The sequence below is a fragment of the Paenisporosarcina sp. HGH0030 genome, assembly GCF_000411295.1.
GTDB lineage: Bacteria > Bacillota > Bacilli > Bacillales_A > Planococcaceae > Paenisporosarcina.
In genome coordinates, this window is record NZ_KE150421.1 from 1,390,210 (window position 1) to 1,408,362 (window position 18,153).

Genomic DNA, 18,153 nt, shown 5'->3' on the forward strand with positions numbered 1-18,153 from the left:
AAATTATCTCCTTAGTTCTGATTGAAACTATAGTAAATTCGCTATAAGGGGTAGCGTCAGGAAAATGCAGATTTACAACGTTAAGGAAGTTTCAATATTAAAAAACCTAATTTCTCATTTAATGCTGAAAAATTAGGTTTTTTCATTAATAGAAAAAGACTTATAAGTATTTATCACTAATCACTTTCATATGGTGTAACTCGTGCCCGGCAATACCATATGCAATGGTACCTATCGAAACTGGGCTGTTCATTACAGTTCCATTACGAACCCACGCTGCATCATCAATGGTTGAAATAAGACTTAACGTGTTGGAGCGTACTGTGTCAAAACCAGCTAGTAACTGCTCCCAGGATAATTTGTTGAAGTTTGCCGCAGCAACGTATTGATCCTGATCCATTGCTGGGAGTGGTGCACTTTCATTTCGTGCAATGGCAAGCATTCGATACGACATCACACGTTCCGAGTCGGTCATATGCCCAATCACTTCTTTTAAAGTCCATTTCCCTGGAGCGTACGACTTCCTTGCTGCCTCCTCTGATACGCTGCTTAAGAGGGTAATGGTCTTAGTTCGTTGCTTACTAAGTATTTCTTCAATATCTCCATCTGGCACAAGACTAACAAACCTAGCATGCTCTGGATTTTCAATAAATAATGGTCGTGGACGCACAAGAATCCTCCTCATCGGAATAGTTAATTATGGTTCTAGGCAAATATTCGACAGTAAGAAGATATTTCCTTCATTATCTGTACAACTGATTTATGCAGTTAACATAATACAGATAATAATGGATTAATTCACTTTTTATTCCACTAACCTGCCCCGTTAGTTCAATAAGCGTTAATCCTGCTCGGATAAACACAACTTTATTTCAAAACTACAACTCAGCAGTGCTATCTTTATTCAAATATAATCATTTTTGACGAAAATGTCCGGATATTAATGTTTGAATTTTCAATCTTAAAAGGGGTTAATTATGAAGTATATTGCACATATACGTGAAAAAGATGGAGACATACAAACAGTTCAAGAACATTTAAATGCTGTTCAAAAATTATGTGAGAAATATTGGGAAAAAATACAGATAAATTCAAAGAATATATTCGAGAAGCAATTGCGAATCCAGGAAATCCGCATCGAAAAGGGTCTATTGATCATTTAACTGCTGGCGGTAAATTACTTTATGACCAATCCCATAACTCCTGTCTGTAATGTTTCTTACAGAGCTGTATTTAGAGAGGAACTACAGACTGTGACAGGCTGAGCTAAAAATAGACAAAAAAAGAGCCCAGCATCAGCACAGCTCCAATTTCCTACTTTATGTTGTTACCATCCTCATCCACCTGATTTGTACCTCCACCATAATGCCATCCATTGGACTCCACAAACTCAATGAATTTATCAAGGAAATCATCTAGGTCAATATCTCCATTATCAGCAAATACACAGCCATCAATCTCTATACCTAACTGTTTTTTCTTTTCTAAACTGTAACTATCATCCTTTATATCCTGCTCTATCCTTTTTAATTTTTTTTCATAATTGGCTTTATCAATATATCCCTCATCCAATAGCTCCTCAAGTTTTTCCATTCTTTCCTGATGGTTAATAGGTATATTTTCAACCTCTATGCCATGCCTCTTATATATATTATCCCTCTTAGCTTTACAATCTCTATAGGTCATCTTATAATCTTGATACTCTTTAATGTATTTCTCAAGTTCTTCATCTTCCAGTAGCAAGTCAAACTGTTCATCAGTTAAAGCCATCTTTTACCCTCCATTTTGTTATCCTTCTAAAAATATACAATGATATTAATTATTTGTAAATGTATTCCAGTATACTGTAATTCTAAAAAGTTGAAAAAAGGAGAGCCAGCATATAACCTCAGCTCTCCCAACTGTTTACTTACTGTTACACTGTACATCCTTTCCAAGACCTCAGGCTGACATTCTACCATGTACATAGCAATCTCATAAGCCTCCATAGTTTCTCTCCCTGCATTAGCACTCTTACTCCTAAAACAACGGTTAACGAGTTCATACAAGAGCAGATCTTACTCCAAATATCCTTTTCTTCCATGTTATTCTTATCTTTATAAGCAACAAAATAAAGCCTAATGCAATCGTTATGGTCGTGGATTCACAAATAAGGTAAAGAATTGCTAGATAAAATTGAGGCAGTTGAATTAGGGTTAGAAAATTGTACCTGAAAAAGAAGAATTGAGTGAAGAAGCGAAAAAAGAACTCGAAATATTACAAGAAAAATTAGGAATTAAGGAAGTAGCTGCTACCACTCATTAAAATTTCCAATCAATTTTAAGACAGGCGAGTAAGAGGAAATTTTCTTCTACTCGCTTTTTATTATGCGGTAGCTTTGAAGTTTTAGTTTTTCTTGAGTAAGAATTTGAGTTGCTAAAAAGTAGATTGCAGTATGTTATTTTATAAAAAAATCGAACTGAAGAAGTAATTCACAGTGTTATATATTCATCAGTTCGATTTTTGATTAGAATATCTTTAAAAGTATATCCAATATGAATACGTTCATTCACGATTAATTAAGGATTGACTACTGTCTAAGTTTACTTTAGAAAAGTTTAAAAATTCTAATAAATAAAAAGGAATTTAGAAAATATTGTAGAATATAACAAATGTGACACAATAATGGTAAAAAAATGGAGGCTGGAAATTATGAAAAAGAAAAAGAGATTATTGTCAGTAGCTACAGGATTTCTATTACTATTGAGTTTATCTTTTGCTACGGGAGCAAGTGCCATGGACGATCACGAAGGTAATGGTCCTAAGCCTATCTGTACTAATAATGGACATTGCTACTATCCGTGAATACTTATTATGTGAACTAAAGCATCTCTTCGGAGGTGCTTTTTATTTTCTTGAAAAAGAAATTGAAGCATTTAGGCGCTCACAAATTGTGGGTGCTTTTTCTAGCTCATTAAGGTCGGTGGTCATTCTTGCAATACTCTAAGTTAAATTCGAGAAATGGAGAGTGATCTATTATCTTCGAGCTATCGGTTAAATAGTAAATATGATTGTGGAGGGTTGAAGGATGGCGAATGAATTCAAAACAATATCAATTGAAATAATTGGCTTAAACAAACCACCAACAATTAAATTAGATGGCGTCAATGTAACCTTTGAATAAATAAACCTCGTATTTTGAACAAAGTTTGATCAAAATACAAGGTTTTACCTGTTTATTGCTATTCACTTTTATAAAAATATTTGATGATTTCGGAAATCGAATCTTCAACTAAGCACCCGTTAGTTGAACAAGAAATATTCATTTTTCAACTCTAACTAAAGTTTTTCGGGGATTTCAATCTGGTCAATATCAAAGTTGTTTGAGGAATTGAATAGGAAGAAATTAGAGATGGTGTGAGCCTTCTCTTTTTTGGTGCAAATAAACAAGCCCTTCCACAAATCAGTGGTTGGACTTTACATATTTATATACATCTCAAGCAGTTCCTCGACACGATTACGCAACCTGACATTCAGATACCTTCGATGCTGCTCGTATCCTCCATAATAGAAAGCGTATTCCGTACATGCGTCGTCATTTATGATTATTATGAATTTTTTATTCGTAATTGAACTCCTGATTTTAACAATAACGCAGAAGAAAAAGCCTTCTCAAATTTTTTTTATAAACCTCATTTACTTTTGGTACGGTTCACCGTTTCACTCGAGATGCGAATTTTTATCTCAAAGAAAAGAACAACCTATTTGGATGGTTGTTCTTTTCGCATATTATGAAGTTCAATTATACGCTTTCACTTGACGCACTCGTCCAATTACAGATAACAATAACAAAATCAATGTGACTAGTAGATAATATCGATAGTAACCTCTGTCAAGGGATTGTTGTGTAGTACCTATAAAGTCCATAATACCCCATTTGTTTAGGGGACCCAGATACCACATTAACATAAATACCACTTGGAATAGCTTTCCATTCCCCGACCATACACCTAAAGCTATAGCCAGCGTTGGAATAAACAATCCGCCTACTGCCATGGTCGTTAAGCTTTCCCACTCACCTGCGACAAGAAAATGAATCATAGCCCCACTGCCTGTCAAATAAGCAACGATAATTCCAGACATCCACAATACAATAAATTGATTTCGAACAGGATGCATGGCAGTGAAAATCAATTGATGGGTACGATGATACGTTTCATTCGTGCCCATTGACGACCAAATCAGAATTGGCCAAACCCAGGTAAAGGGTAAAACAAACTTTATTACGTCATCTATTGCCAACAATAAACCTAGAACGATTAAAACTAATGCGATCAAGTACCACCAAAAATGTAAGCCTTTGAGCATGAGACGCAGTTCCATGGCTAATGTCTTGATATAGCTGGATTGCCCTTGTGTATGATTATAAGGAGTTAACTTTATTTGAATGTCATTCCTAAGCACAGGCTTAATGTGTAGCTCAGCTTTTCTAAATTCTTTGTGTTTACCTTTTATATTTATTTTGGATGAACGTGTTAGATCAAACCGATGAAAGAAGATTGAAGCCACTACTACAATCACTACCGCCACGGCTAACCAAATATAACGTTCTAAAAACATCTGTAAAGTCCAGTTTACACCGTTCCAGTTGTATGTTAATAAATCTTCCTTCAACGGACTTATACCAGAGATATGGCCCCCATCGTTATGAGGAAGCCTCGCATTCGCCTCGCTCGACAGCCTATTAAGGATCGGAGAAAGGCCGAGCATATCCTGGCTTGAATGAATCGCCGTTGTAGAAAATTTAAGAGAAACGCCCCATAAAATAAAATAAATAAAATTGCCAATTCCCTTACGTAACAATGGTACAGATTCAAAAAGTATGGCAATTGAAGCCACCAAAGCCATAGTCGGCAATGTAGAGTAAAGAAATGGAAACAATAGATTCACCAAATCAATCGTATAAGCTTCCCCTCTAATCAGTTGCATGGCAATAGCAGATACAATTAATACAGCAACATAAGTCATCAAGAGAGCTAAGTTACTCCACATTTTGCCCATGGTGTATATCCATCGGGTAATTGGAGTCGTTGCTATTATTTGTCCCACCCCAGTTTGCATATCTCGCTCAATCGCATTATTCAAGAGAAAAAACGCTGGTAGGCTTAACAGCATTGAGGCTAATACAGCTATTGCACTGCCGACCCAAGCGGAATTATATATGCCTCGTATACCGTGTAGCGATAAAGTTAAATAATTGTCATTACTTGAAGGAATGTACTTAAACACAATAAAAATCGATACTAGTACTGTAATCAAAAAGCTGTATCTACGGACCCTTTCTAAATAATCAGCTTTCATCATATGAAATAGTATACGAAGCGATGTCATGCTTTCGCCTCCTGCTTATTTGCCGAAATGTAATACAAATACGCATCCTCCAAAGTCGGTGTCACCAAGCGACTTTCTGCTGAAGGCTGAATATCGGCGATGACTCTCACACGCACTCCTTCACTGCTTTGAATGGTGCTGCTGATTAACAATTGTTTGCGCACTTCCATCCAAGTATCACTCGGTATCAACCACTCCCATACTTTTCCCTCCACCGCTGCCAATAATCTGCTCGGAGCAGCCTGTATCACGAGCCGTCCTTGATTAACAATAGCAATATCTGTTGCGGTCGCCTCGATGTCGGATACGATATGGGTTGATAGGATAATAATTCGGTCGCCTGATAATTCAGATAATAGATTGCGGAAACGAATACGTTCTTCTGGATCAAGTCCAACCGTTGGCTCGTCAACGATTAATAGCTTGGGGTCGTTCAATAAGGCCTGAGCTATACCTACACGTTGTTTCATACCACCTGAAAAACTATTTAACGGTTTTTTGCGAACCTCATAAAGATTGACCAAATGAAGTAACTCTTCAATTCTCTTTCTTGCCATTTTATGATCCAACCCTCTAATCGCCGCTAAATACTCCAAAAACTCAACTGCATTTAAATGAGGATATACGCCGAAATCTTGCGGCAAATAACCTAATATGGCTCGTACAGAATTGGGATCTTTCGTAATATCAATCCCGTTCCAACTCACCTTACCCTCGGTAGGCTTAGTAATTGTTGATAAAATCCGCATCAATGTAGACTTCCCAACACCGTTGGGACCTAACAATCCCAAAATGCCTGTGTTGATCTCCAGCGATAAGTCACGAAGCCCGTAAAAATTCCCCTTATATTTTTTACTCACGCTTTCAATAATAAGCTCCATAAATTACCTCCTGATTATCTTCATGAAAAATCCGTAATCCGTAATGGGTAATATTGGTAAAACTACTTGATTATTTAAATCTTAATCTGCAGGTTCTTTTTAAGCAATCGTTATTTAAAATAAACTTTTTGCTTTCCCACTATGCGTAATAAGCGATTCGCGGCAGCTTGTCATCACTAATGCGAAAAATCACTTATGGCCCAAATTTGCTCGCCACGGAGCTCAGTAATTCGCCACAATGTATGCATTTGATCACGAAAAAAGAACTCCCTAGATTCAAGGAGTTCTAATTAATACCTATAGAAATAGATTCCAAGTCACCATGGACACCCTTGCGTTAAGCTAACTACTACTTCTGTCTTCGTAGTTCGGGACTTACACCCTATATACTACGCCCATGCTGGGCGCACAAACAAAAAAGACCGTCAAATGACAGTCTTTTCTTCTTCAACTAAAGCACTCGTTAGTTGAAGAACTTTTCCAGGATATTAGCTACACCATCTTCATCATTTGAAGTTGTAATTTCTTTTGCAATACTTTTTAATTCGTCAATCGAATTGTCCATAGCTATTGGAATTCCACATAGCTTAAATAAACCTAAGTCGTTAAAATCATCACCGAAAACCATTGTTTTTTCTAATGAAAACTCTAATCTTTCAGCAAGATTTGCTATTGCAGATTCTTTTGAAATACCTAATCTCATTATTTGTGTAAGTTGATTCGAGTCCGTATTAATCACTTCTAATTTATCACCGAACTTTTTAGTAAAGTCTTCTATATTCTTTAAGTTTGAAACAAGTATTTTGGTTGGGCTTTTTAATTTTATTTCAACAATCTCAATAATTTCAGGATTCTCAGAAACCTTAGTAAATGAGCGATAATCAATATCTTTATAACTGTACCAAGTATCATTGACTTCAATAGAAAATAAGTGTTCAGGTTCATTGGTAATTAAGTATTCAATAATTTGTTGATTTAAAGTTGAATCGATAGAATAATGTTCGTTTAATTGTAAGGGGTTATTAATAATTAATGCACCATTATAAAAAACAATAATTGCTACTTCATGTAATTCCTTTGGAAGAAACTCTTTTACTGTTCTTGGAGGTCTTGCTGTTGCAATTATGATTGGTATTCCAAGTTTATGTATTTCTATTATTGAATCTAAATTTCTATTACTTACTTTCTTATCAGAATTTAATAATGTACCATCTAAATCCAATACTACCGCATCTACTTTATTTCTATCCGTTAAAACTCTCATAAATACCTCCAATTTTTTCTACAAGTTTGGTAGTAATTAATATTCTCTATCTAATAAATTTTCCCTCTTCTTGTTCAACTAAACTGCCCCGTTAATTCAAGAAGAAAAAAGAGCTGCGTATGTAATATTTGAAAAACGATTGATTAATATTTAGCGAGAATACTCAATTTTCCAGGTAAAAATAAACCTCGCATTTTGAACAAATTTTGATCAAAATATGAGGTTTCACCTGTTTATTGCTATTCACTTTTATAAAAATGTTTGATTATTTCGGAAATCGATTCTTCAATAGGGATTTGGTGTTATTCGTGAGATAGTTATAAACGATTTAAAAAAGGCAGGGTTTAAGTAATTGTACTTATTCCTTGCCTTTTTTTGTATCAGTCCTCGTCCTTACTTTTTAACAACTGTTCCGTTCCGTTTTTACACCCAACACTATAACCAGTATCATAAGCTAACTTCATAATTAAAGTTTCTTCTTCCGTTAAATTCCTGTCTATGGAATCCTCAATATGATTCTTTGTTGCTAAAGTCATATCACCTGTTGGTCTTGAATCGAAATGGTTATGAAATAGCCACTCTAGGTATTTAATTCGTTCCCCATTATCCATGTTTTTCATTAGTTCAATCATTTGTTCACTGGTCATTTTTTGCATAGCTGCGTTGCACTTCCTTCCCTAAAAAGTTCCTAGAAAAATGGTGAAATTTTTTTTAATGATTTTCTATATTCTATTTTACCAATAACTCGGTAACATAAAGAATCTGATCAAAATTATATAGTCTACAAAATACATCGAGGAAGTCTCTAGATTTTGTTAAGGCGTCTTTTCCATACATAAGTTAAGGTAATAAAGATGTAGATGCAAAGTGTAATGATCGTTACGATGATAGATGTCGTAAAAATGATTCCGATTAGGATCGTAATTAAAGCGATGATCGCAGCCCAAGTCGTATATGGGAACCATTTAACTGTATAGGCACTTGTTTTTCCAGACTGTTGTTTACGTGATTTTAAATGAGCGAAGGCAATGATTAACCAGATGAATAATACGGTATATCCCAGTGATCCCATCAGGAAATCGAAGGTCTTGCTTCCAGCAAATAAGGAAATCAGTACACCACCATATAAAGCGGAAGTACACATTAATATTGCGTAAACAGGCACTTTCTTCTTGGATAAACGTGAAAATATTTTCGGAATGCGACCGTCGATGGCTTGTGTATACAGAACGCGAGATGAACCATACAATCCAGAGTTCATTGATGAAATAATCGCTAGTAGAACAACGGCGTTCATAATATGGTCAGCACCTGGAATCCCTATTTTTTGAAAGACCATCACAAACGGACTTTCAGGCACCCCGTTTACTTCATTCCAAGGAATTAAACTAACGATGATGAAAAATGGAATGATATAGAAAGAAATAATCCTGACCAATGTACTGCGAACAGCTTTTGGAACCACTTTTTCGGGATCTTTCGTTTCTGCCAATGTTACCCCAATAATTTCTGTACCACCATATGAATAGATTACCACCAGCATCGCTGTGATTAAACCTGTTGATCCATTCGGAAAAAAACCACCATGGTCAGTCAAGTTAGAGAAACCAATTGCTGTATGATCACCAAAAGTCACTAGCAGTAACAATAATCCAGCTATGATGAACACAATGATGACGGTAATTTTAATTAAAGCAAGCCAGTACTCCGTTTCAGCAAAAACCTTTACCGATAGCAAGTTGATCGCTGTAACTAACACCGAAACAGCTAATGCCAGTATCCAGATTGGATATTCAGGCAGCCAATATTGAATGAAAATAGCCGCAACGACTGATTCTGCGGTGATGTTCAATACCCACATTTTCCAATAGATCCAATCCAGGAAATAGGCAGGATACTTTCCTAAAATAGATTGGACAAGATCCCTAAATGTTCTTGCACCGCTATTGCTGACTGCCATTTCAGCTAAACCTTGCATGATGAATAATAGGATGATGCCCCCTATCAAGTAAGCAATTATTACGGATGGTCCTGCCATATCAATGGCTGAACTGCTTCCTTTAAATAAACCTGCCCCAATGGCACCGCCTAATGCCATCATCGTAATATGTCTTGAAGTCATTGTCCTCTGTAAATTCTGTTTGTCGGTTTCCATATCCTAACCTCCCCAAAAATCAAAAAAGGCATATCGTCTCTTCCTTCACAATCAAATGAAGAAAGAGACGATATGCCTTAAGCTTACCGCGGTACCACTCTTATTGGCTCTTTACGAACCCTGCTTTAAAAACCTTGTAACGAAGGTCAATCGTTAAAATAAGAGAATAGATTAAATCTAAACTTTCACTTTACCACTCCTAGGCAAGTTCAAAGTATCATTGGACTGCGTTGCACCAACCCGCAGCTCTCTTTACCGAATAATGAGCTTTTACTACTCCTGATCTTTGTGTTTTGAAAACTATATCTGATTTTTTTTATAATATCCCATACTATACGGATTAGAAGTGAATTTGTCAATAATTATTTCAGAATAATATTTTTAACGAAACATTCTTGGTAATATGTGGTGAAATAGCTAAATAAATCTACAAAATACTATTTCTAAAAAATATTATACCTAATCCTCTGGGAGTTACGAGTGGCAATAAGGATTCAGAAGGTGAATCAATTAACGTGACTGGGTTCACAATTAACCCCTCAATAAATTTGATTAATATAACCAATCTTATATTCAATGTTTTTTTCATAATAATCCCCACTGATAATACGAGTCACTCCTCACTTCTTTTCCTTGCCAATCATTTATACAGAAAATATACATCGTTGATATGACGGCTTTTGGCGGTTTTGCTTTTCCCTGTCGGATGATTCGTCATGGACTTTAGGCAACTAAAAAAAGACCGCCTTTGACGATCTTCTCTTGTTCATGAGCATGATTATTAACCCAATATTATCCAGTAAAATATTGAGCGATTGAGCGATTAGCAAATTCTTCAAATTACCCTCCATCTTCAGTCAATAAAATTAGATCTTCATTAAAAATCAACTGATTTATATAATCAACTATCCCGTTTGCACCGTAGTATAGTATGTTACCTTTCATACCTATTCGTTCTTGAGAGTTAAGAAGCTTTCATTCGGAAATTTTTTTTGATAATGCGCAAGTGCAATTAGAGGGAAAATATATCGATAACTATGATAATGAATATAGAAACTGCCAGCCATTCCCTGTCCTTTTGGATAAGAAGTTGTCCAGTCATCTTTATCATTATTTTCTAAAATATATTTGATGCCGGATATTATTTCTGGTGTGAGTTCGTCTTCAGCAGCAATCAGCGCATCCAATGCCCAGGCTGTATGAGTTAACGTACTGGCTCCCAATGGAACGTACGTCTTCATTTTGTCACTTTTACAAGACTCTCCCCATCCCCCATCCGAATTTTGAATATCACGAAGCCATTTGACTGATTTTAGAATAGAAGGATGGTCCGATGATATACCTGCTGCAACAAGCCCGGTTATAGCAGCCCAAGCACCATAAATATAACATATGCCCCATCTGCCATACCACGATCCATTCGGTTCTTGATGATCGAATAGCCAATTTACACCTAACTTTATAGAGTCGTGACTCTTCTTTAAGTTAGTGAATTTCCCGAAAAATTCCAATGTTCTTCCTGTTAAATCTGCACTTGATGGATCTGCAAGTAAATATTCAGCATCTTCAATTGGAATCATAGACAGAATGCTTTTATTCACGCCTTTTTCGAATGATGGCCATCCTCCATCATCATTTTGCATTGAAAATACCCAATTGATTCCTCTGTCCCAAGATGTATGGACCTTGGGTTTTTTAATGACAGTTTTGCAAATTGACCTTAAGGATGCAGTAGTATCATCAATATCAGGGTTCATTGTATTTACATTTGAGAAACCCCATCCCCCTGGGAGACTATGTGGACTGTGTATGACCCAATCCCCATATTTATAATGCTGTCGTGTTAATAAAAATTGGTTTGCTTTTTTTATAACGGGATCTAATTCGGAAACGCCTGCTTCTTGCATGGCATAACTAATTAAAGCTGTATTCCATACCGTTGCTGTGGTGAATTGCATATGAGTCTTCCCATCAACTTGGCATTTCATAGACTTTAAACCGTTTACCGCATGAATGATTGTGGGATGGTCTTTCTTATATCCAAGGGAAAGCAACGCGAAAATTAGCAGAAATGTCGAACTGAAGTAACTGTATAAGGTGCCATCTGGTTCAATTCGTTCCAGCATATACTGTTTTGTCTTATCTACTGCAAGTTCCTCAATTTGCTTTGGCAAACCAATTAGGTCCTCAATTCTTTTTTGAATGGATAAAAGAAAAGGACTCCATTCATTTGAGAGGATTCTTGACAAATATTCTTCATCCCACCGGTTGTGGTTCAAAATATATAAATCTGAAATGTTTGGACTTTTATTTGTTTTAATTATGTATTTCTTATCAGCGAGAATCATGAGTGGAGCGATATTTGCCCTACCAAAGACAGAAAAGTCGAAAAAGTTCATTGGGAATGAGTGTGGTAGTAAAACAAATTCTGTCGGGACAGTAAAAATTTTTGACCATGAAAATTGCCCAGTTACTGCCAGCATAATTTTTGTTAGTAAATTACTTTTGTCTATTCCCCCATTTGATAAAATAAACTGTCTTGCTACTTGCATTCGTACATCATCGTGAGAACAATAGCCGGAATATAGAAGGGCGTAATAAGCTTCAATCGTGGCAGCTACATTACCGTCATCTTCTTCATCATAAAACAGCTTCCAAGCCCCACTATCTTGTTGTTCGCTTAAAATCCGATCTACTAGTTCCTTTATTAATTTTTCATCATCAATAGTTAATGAACGCAATAAAATAATCATATAGGCATCCGTTGTAATACCTGTTTCAAAAGGATAATCCCAAGTTCCAACTTCAGATTGATCCTTCTTCAAGATGCTTATAATTCGATTAATTTCGTCTGATAGGGTACCGTTCACAAAATTCGTCCTTCCTATAGCATAAATTCAATACAACTAAACATATTCGTTTAGTTTTTAAAAAATGCGAGGAAGTGAGTAAGTATCTTTAGTCGGAATCCAAATCAATAATCCCTAGAAAGTAGGAATAATCAACTTCATTCTTTTCTAAGTAGCGATAATGATGGTTATCGCTACTTAGAAAATTTTAAAGAGAATTAAGTTTGGAATTTATATATCTAAACCAATTTCTTAATTTAGTTATAACACCATACTGATATAAAGGCGTTTTAAAAGAGCCCAATTCGTATGTGAATTTGGGCTCTTAGTTCAAAACTATGGTATTCCTGAAAACCATCTCTATCTAGAATTAAACTGGTACAATATACAAGATTTCCTTAGGATATAAAAAATGTATAAATTAAAGCGTTTTTATATTTTGTCCCCAATTCCAGTCATATCACAAAAAGAAGCAGTCAGATTCAGTTACGAAAATGACTGCTAATTGGTGCTATTTAATTTTTTGTACTCGAAAACAGAACCCGTTAATTGCTTTTACCTAAATAACTAAGTCACTACGTTTTATAATAATTAGCTAGTAAAAAACTCAGTCATGCTTGAATCCGCTTCCTCTATGCGGCAGAGCATAATCGTTACCGCCCATAGACTTCAAATTCATAAATATTTGCTGTTCCTGTTTCCGCATAATTTTGCGGCGTTGTAATATAAAGTCTTACATACCTTGCGGTGGATTTCGTTATATACCTGTCCGTGCTGTTCGAAACGTTTCCTTCTACTGAATCTAGGTCAGTCCAGGTAGTTCCATCCAGACTTCCCTGAAGCTTATAATTTTTTGTATTCAGGGATAAGGTATCTCCGCCTTCTCCAGCATGCTTTACTACCCACCTGCTTATATCATAATTTCCTCCAAGATCGACCATCAGCCATTTGTCCCCGGTCGTATTGGAAGACCACTTTCGGCCGCTCTCAGCCGATCCATCTACTGCCTTGGACGGTTCGTATCCCACCACACTTCCGTTGGCTGTAATCTCCTTATTCAGAACCAAATTTACCGAAGCTGGATCGAAAGCTAAAGTGGTAACTTTTAATGGACTACTGGCCACTGAAACATTTCCTGCTGCATCCCTGGCTTTTACAGTAAATTGATAGGTCTTTTTTTTCTTCAGCCCTGTCACTTTAAAGTTCGTACGCCCTGTTGTAGATCCAATCAGTTTTTTTCCATTATATATATCGTAGCCTGTAACACCTACATTACCCGTAAAATTATCTGTAGCTGCATCCCATGACAGCATTGCCATCTTGTCTGTTACTACTTTCGTTGAGACATTGGTTGGTTCGGTAGGCGCTTGTTTATCTGCTGCAAGTGCATCCGCAGTGTAATTATTTATGGTCCAGGTAGTTACCGTACTTTTTTTCGAGAAGTCTCTTCCATTTATTACCACCCTGTCGGCATAAACATCTAAAATCAAGCCTTGACCTGAATCCTTGATAGCTCCATCTCTCATCATTGTAAAGTACTGTTTGTTATAGAAAGTACCCGGTAACGTGAGAGGATAATGTATATGTCCCGTTATGAAAACGCTTTGAGGATATTTTCCAATTATGTCCTTTAACTTTTGATCCTGTACCTCATCGCTTTGATAAGGATCCCAAGGATATTCCTCATATACAGTATTATCTAGTGGCTGATGAAGGAAGAGAAATATGGGTTTGTCTTTACTTGCATTCTCCGCCAACTTATCGCTTAACCACTTCATCTGGGTATCCGATATATATGCACTGTCTTTATCATCAGTCTCCGTTGCCAAATAGATGAAGTGGTATCCGCTTATCCACTTATCATAATAAACACCTGGCATACCAGTATGTGTCAAAAATCTGTTTTTAGCGGTTTCAAATCCTCCCATCCACCTTACATCATGGTTCCCTAAAATCAAGTTGCGATCAAGTTGAGGATATTTGTTCATTGTTTTCATTAATGTATTATATTGTGCATCTGTGCCATATTCAGTAAGATCTCCACCAACGCTAACGGATTGCACATTATTGCTAACTGCTTCCTGCAATGCATTGTCAAGTCTGACATCGGCGATATCCCCTTGTACATTTGCATGTGTATCAGAAATGGACATAAAGCTGAATTTATAACTAGTATCCCTGTCAGGTGTTGTTGAAGCAAGAACCGTAACATTGATGCTTGTTGACAATGCTACATTATCCGGATTTGTAACCCCTGTTGGCAGATTTACTGTTCCCTTTACCGTGAAACTCTGCTCGGTTTTTACGGACGGAACATAGCCTGATGCATCAATATTCCAGGTTACAGGTGCATTCAAATTACCGCCGTCGGTCACCTGTACTACTGTGCTAGGCAATCCAAGGGCCACCGGTGTAGGCGCTGTTCCGTTTACTACACCAGTAATCGCTGCAGGTGCTGTGATGCTTGTTAGTACCTTCGGCTTTATTTCTACTGGATAAGTTACTGTCTTACCGCGTACTGTGACGGTTAGTATCTGGCTTGCCACTGCAGATGAACTGTTAAATCCGCTTACGTCGGAAGCTCTGACTTCCTCCCCCCTAGTCGAACCGTCAATATAGGTGCCTGTGACTTCCATACCCGTGATATCAAGGCTCTCTCCAATACGGTATACAGTCTTTGCTGGTGTTTTTGTAAGCTCAATGCTTTTCAATGTCTTTGAAAACTGAAACCAGTTGAGGTTGGCTACATATGTTTTTCCCGCCGCTACCTTTACTACAAGGTATACATCATGAATTCCTGTAACGTCAGTAATATCGGTTGACATAGTTTTATAGACATTCCAGTTATCCGGTGCGGTAGCTGCGGTAGTAAGTGTCCCCACTTTTTTACCATTCGCGCTTGTCGGACCGTCAATCCATACTTCAATATTTCCCCCTGCATTTGATCCCTTAACTGAAAGTCTTGCACTAAATTTCGTAGCGCCATTAACGTCGCTACCAAAGTCAATATTGTTATATGCTAAATACTGGTTGTCATTAGTACCTCCTATACATTGTCCACCATCTGGGCAAGCTTCGACTTTTAGGTAGGCACCCGACTTGGAACTAAAGCTTTCTGCTTCTGTCAGACTATATGCATCGCTTGCTGCATGCACCGGCATATAGCCAACACTGGTGCTGAGCAGGAATCCAACTATCAGGATAAATGAAAATAATGACTTGTTAAACTTCGTTAAGGTAACCATAAACATCTCCCTTAATTTTTTTTATACGACGTAGTTTATTTTTTGAAAAAAGATTGATCAAATCCATTAATCCTCTCATGTTGACCACATTTTCAGAATAAAGTTCGATCAAAAAACATTGATAAATCATGATTTATCAATGTTCTTATAAAATATGTACTGTATTCTAATCAATCTTTTTTATAAACGGTGCAACTTTTTTACAAACGGCCGAACATTATTTTAAGCCCCCCTACAGTATCAAATTTGCTTTTCTGCTTAATGGTAAGCGATAAATATTAATAGAGTGTAAATCTAATGTAAGCATTATGTAATATCCGATATATTGATATTATGTTATAACAATATAATTCAATCCCCTTGCCTCCTTATACATGTCAATGGCTTTAAAATCTTCTGTTCTATTTAAATACTCGTTACTACTACTTGTTTACGGTTAGATGCACTTTCCTTAACTAAACATGAAAATAAGAAACGCCTGAAACCCATATATTTCAAGGGTTCATGCGGAGCATACCTGTAAATACAGAAAGCTAACGTCTTTTCTCAGACGTTAGCTTTTTTCTTTTTTCTTATTCAACTAAAGCACCCGTTAGTTGAACAAGACTTATTGTAGTGTTGACTTAAACTACGCACTAAAAGGATTACTAAGATAGGATGCATTTACTCTTCTCTCATAGGAGTTTGAAAAAGTATTGAAAAAATTGATACCAAAACTCTAAATGAGTCTTGGTATCATACGTTATGCAAAATGATGTCGTAATTCTATTATTTTCTGATTATGAATTTTGTAAACAGCTATAGTCTCAGGGATTGTTTCTTCACCATTAGAGTCTATGATTCCAGTGAATCGCTCATGTACTGACACGAAATCACCTACACACGTAATATTTACAACTTCACAGTGTGCGTTAGGTGATGCTTGGAAAGCAGATTCATAAAACTTAAATACTTCTTCCATTGTTAATATTTTGTCGGTAGATGCATAACGGAAAGTACAAGAGTCATCATAATAGCTCTTGAATAGTTCTAGTTCTCCTGAATTATAGGCTTTAAGAGACTCAAGTACTACTTGGATCTTCTCAGTCATTTAATGTTCCTCCTTTCTTTGGTATTAAAAACCATTTAAAGTGGAAGATTTTACCTTCAATTCTAGATTATATTATTAATTTCTAATTTGCACCAAATAGGTACTGCACAAGTTCGAACAAGATGTGTCGCACAGTTCAACCATACTACGCTTCTTCAACTAACCTGTCCCGTTAGTTTAACAAGGTCTGAATTATCCCTAACGTAATATCTTTTGAAACATTCTTGGTTGATGTTTTTCAAAACCTTTTATCAATTTTTCCCCAAAAATAGTGAGGGTCTCTTCCCACGGGTGTCCCAATAATCCCCATTCAAAATTGTTGTGAATAAAAAAGTAATAATCACCGTTTGGAAAAATAGGTAATGTCCATTCATCAAACTCACTTTTTGGAAACTCCAAACGGGGATTTACCCAATAACCTGGAAACTGCCAATCTACGGCATACATATATTCATTCTTCTGTACGAGTTCTTGAAAAACAAGCAATGACTTATCCTCCAGGTCATTATAAATCTCATCATAAGTATCTGAATTTCCGGACCAATTTAAATACGGAGATACATCATAGGTGATAAATAGATTTGGAACTTCAAAAGATGGGAAGTTTGATATGCATGGTTCAAAATTAAATTCATCATAATCCTATCCCATACCTCTTTCTATTCTAATGCGGATAATTCAATCCAATTTTCCATTTGAATAGCCACCTTTACGATGCTTTTATTGGGTGCATTATTTGCGTTAATACCGTGCATAAGAATGACTACTAGCATCTAATAATTAATAACAGTCCTATTTATTTAGTAAAATTATTTAATTAAAGTATAAGTAGCCAATTAATAGACAATAAATATTGTATAATTGGAGGGAAAGATAATTATGATAATAAAAAGTGATGATAAAATAATTTATTGCTACAACTGTCTTAAAAGAACCTTATTTACACGTAGAGATATGAACAATAATAGTGGTGTAGACAATCATTGTAGTGAATGTACGTTTGTTTGGTTTGAATGGCAAAATCGAGCAGTAGAGCGAGAAAAAGAAAAATGGCTTGAATATAATGGAGAAGTAGTAAATAAAACTAGAAGGTCACTTTCAAATAACTCAGGCGTGATGTAAAACTGGTTAGGTATACTAACCGGTTTTTTTATTTGGCTCTGTTAAATTACGAAATGGCTATCGTTTTTCGTTTGAAGGTTGAGGTTTTAATAGGCTACATTTTGATTGAAATATTATGAGTAAAAATAATCATTGTTTTGTATTGCATTATGTTCTATTATGATAACAGTCGTGAAC

13 protein-coding genes, 1 pseudogene and 1 other annotated feature are annotated in these 18,153 nt (G+C 36.1%); of the genes and pseudogenes, 3 read left to right on the forward strand and 11 right to left on the reverse strand.

Annotated elements, in window-relative coordinates:
* Positions 1-160: 160 nt before the first annotated feature.
* Entirely contained in the window at positions 161-670 is a 510-nt protein-coding gene (locus HMPREF1210_RS06925; protein ID WP_016427919.1) for a DinB family protein, read from the reverse strand.
* A gap of 307 nt (positions 671-977) precedes the next feature.
* On the opposite strand from HMPREF1210_RS06925, the gene HMPREF1210_RS06930 reads away from it, so the two are divergent.
* Positions 978-1,163: a hypothetical protein gene (locus HMPREF1210_RS06930; protein WP_016427920.1), complete on the forward strand. Its 186-nt coding sequence runs from the start codon at positions 978-980 to the stop codon at positions 1,161-1,163.
* Between the two features lie 151 nt (positions 1,164-1,314).
* Here the strand turns inward: HMPREF1210_RS06930 and HMPREF1210_RS18365 are convergent, their stop codons facing one another.
* On the reverse strand, positions 1,315-1,770 hold the full coding sequence (locus HMPREF1210_RS18365; RefSeq protein ID WP_016427921.1) for a hypothetical protein: 456 nt from the start codon (positions 1,768-1,770) through the stop codon (positions 1,315-1,317).
* Between the two features lie 921 nt (positions 1,771-2,691).
* Here HMPREF1210_RS18365 and HMPREF1210_RS18000 point away from each other — a divergent pair.
* Positions 2,692-2,844: a hypothetical protein gene (locus tag HMPREF1210_RS18000; protein WP_016427923.1), complete on the forward strand. Its 153-nt coding sequence runs from the start codon at positions 2,692-2,694 to the stop codon at positions 2,842-2,844.
* A 933-nt stretch (positions 2,845-3,777) separates the two neighbouring features.
* Here HMPREF1210_RS18000 and HMPREF1210_RS06945 read toward each other — a convergent pair.
* The 9 genes and pseudogenes from HMPREF1210_RS06945 to HMPREF1210_RS06985 form a co-directional block, all read right to left on the reverse strand.
* Positions 3,778-5,370 (reverse strand): ABC transporter permease, encoded by a 1,593-nt coding sequence (locus HMPREF1210_RS06945; RefSeq protein ID WP_016427925.1) that lies wholly within the window; start codon positions 5,368-5,370, stop codon positions 3,778-3,780.
* Positions 5,367-6,251 (reverse strand): ABC transporter ATP-binding protein, encoded by an 885-nt coding sequence (locus HMPREF1210_RS06950; RefSeq protein ID WP_016427926.1) that lies wholly within the window; start codon positions 6,249-6,251, stop codon positions 5,367-5,369. Before HMPREF1210_RS06950 ends, HMPREF1210_RS06945 begins: the two co-directional genes overlap by 4 nt.
* Before the next feature lie 463 nt (positions 6,252-6,714).
* Positions 6,715-7,515: a Cof-type HAD-IIB family hydrolase gene (locus HMPREF1210_RS06955; RefSeq protein ID WP_016427927.1), complete on the reverse strand. Its 801-nt coding sequence runs from the start codon at positions 7,513-7,515 to the stop codon at positions 6,715-6,717.
* Positions 7,516-7,895: 380 nt separating this feature from the next.
* Positions 7,896-8,171 (reverse strand): hypothetical protein, encoded by a 276-nt coding sequence (locus tag HMPREF1210_RS06960; protein WP_016427928.1) that lies wholly within the window; start codon positions 8,169-8,171, stop codon positions 7,896-7,898.
* A gap of 149 nt (positions 8,172-8,320) precedes the next feature.
* The gene (locus tag HMPREF1210_RS06965) at positions 8,321-9,670 is read right to left on the reverse strand and encodes an amino acid permease (RefSeq protein ID WP_016427929.1); all 1,350 of its coding nucleotides are present in this window, start codon (positions 9,668-9,670) and stop codon (positions 8,321-8,323) included.
* Positions 9,671-9,730: 60 nt separating this feature from the next.
* Positions 9,731-9,966 (reverse strand) — a binding site (T-box leader).
* A 651-nt stretch (positions 9,967-10,617) separates the two neighbouring features.
* Positions 10,618-12,540 (reverse strand): squalene--hopene cyclase, encoded by a 1,923-nt coding sequence (shc, locus tag HMPREF1210_RS06970; protein ID WP_016427930.1) that lies wholly within the window; start codon positions 12,538-12,540, stop codon positions 10,618-10,620.
* 632 nt (positions 12,541-13,172) lie between these two features.
* The gene (locus tag HMPREF1210_RS06975) at positions 13,173-15,764 is read right to left on the reverse strand and encodes a carbohydrate-binding protein (RefSeq protein ID WP_016427931.1); all 2,592 of its coding nucleotides are present in this window, start codon (positions 15,762-15,764) and stop codon (positions 13,173-13,175) included.
* Between the two features lie 742 nt (positions 15,765-16,506).
* Complete coding sequence (locus HMPREF1210_RS06980; RefSeq protein ID WP_016427932.1) at positions 16,507-16,854, reverse strand: nuclear transport factor 2 family protein; 348 nt, start codon at positions 16,852-16,854, stop codon at positions 16,507-16,509.
* Between the two features lie 198 nt (positions 16,855-17,052).
* Positions 17,053-17,549, reverse strand: a pseudogene (locus HMPREF1210_RS06985) (DUF2716 domain-containing protein).
* A gap of 184 nt (positions 17,550-17,733) precedes the next feature.
* On the opposite strand from HMPREF1210_RS06985, the gene HMPREF1210_RS06990 reads away from it, so the two are divergent.
* Positions 17,734-17,976 carry a hypothetical protein gene (locus tag HMPREF1210_RS06990; RefSeq protein ID WP_016427934.1) on the forward strand — a complete coding sequence of 81 codons (243 nt, stop codon included), beginning with the start codon at positions 17,734-17,736 and terminating at the stop codon, positions 17,974-17,976.
* The last annotated feature ends 177 nt before the right edge of the window (positions 17,977-18,153 follow it).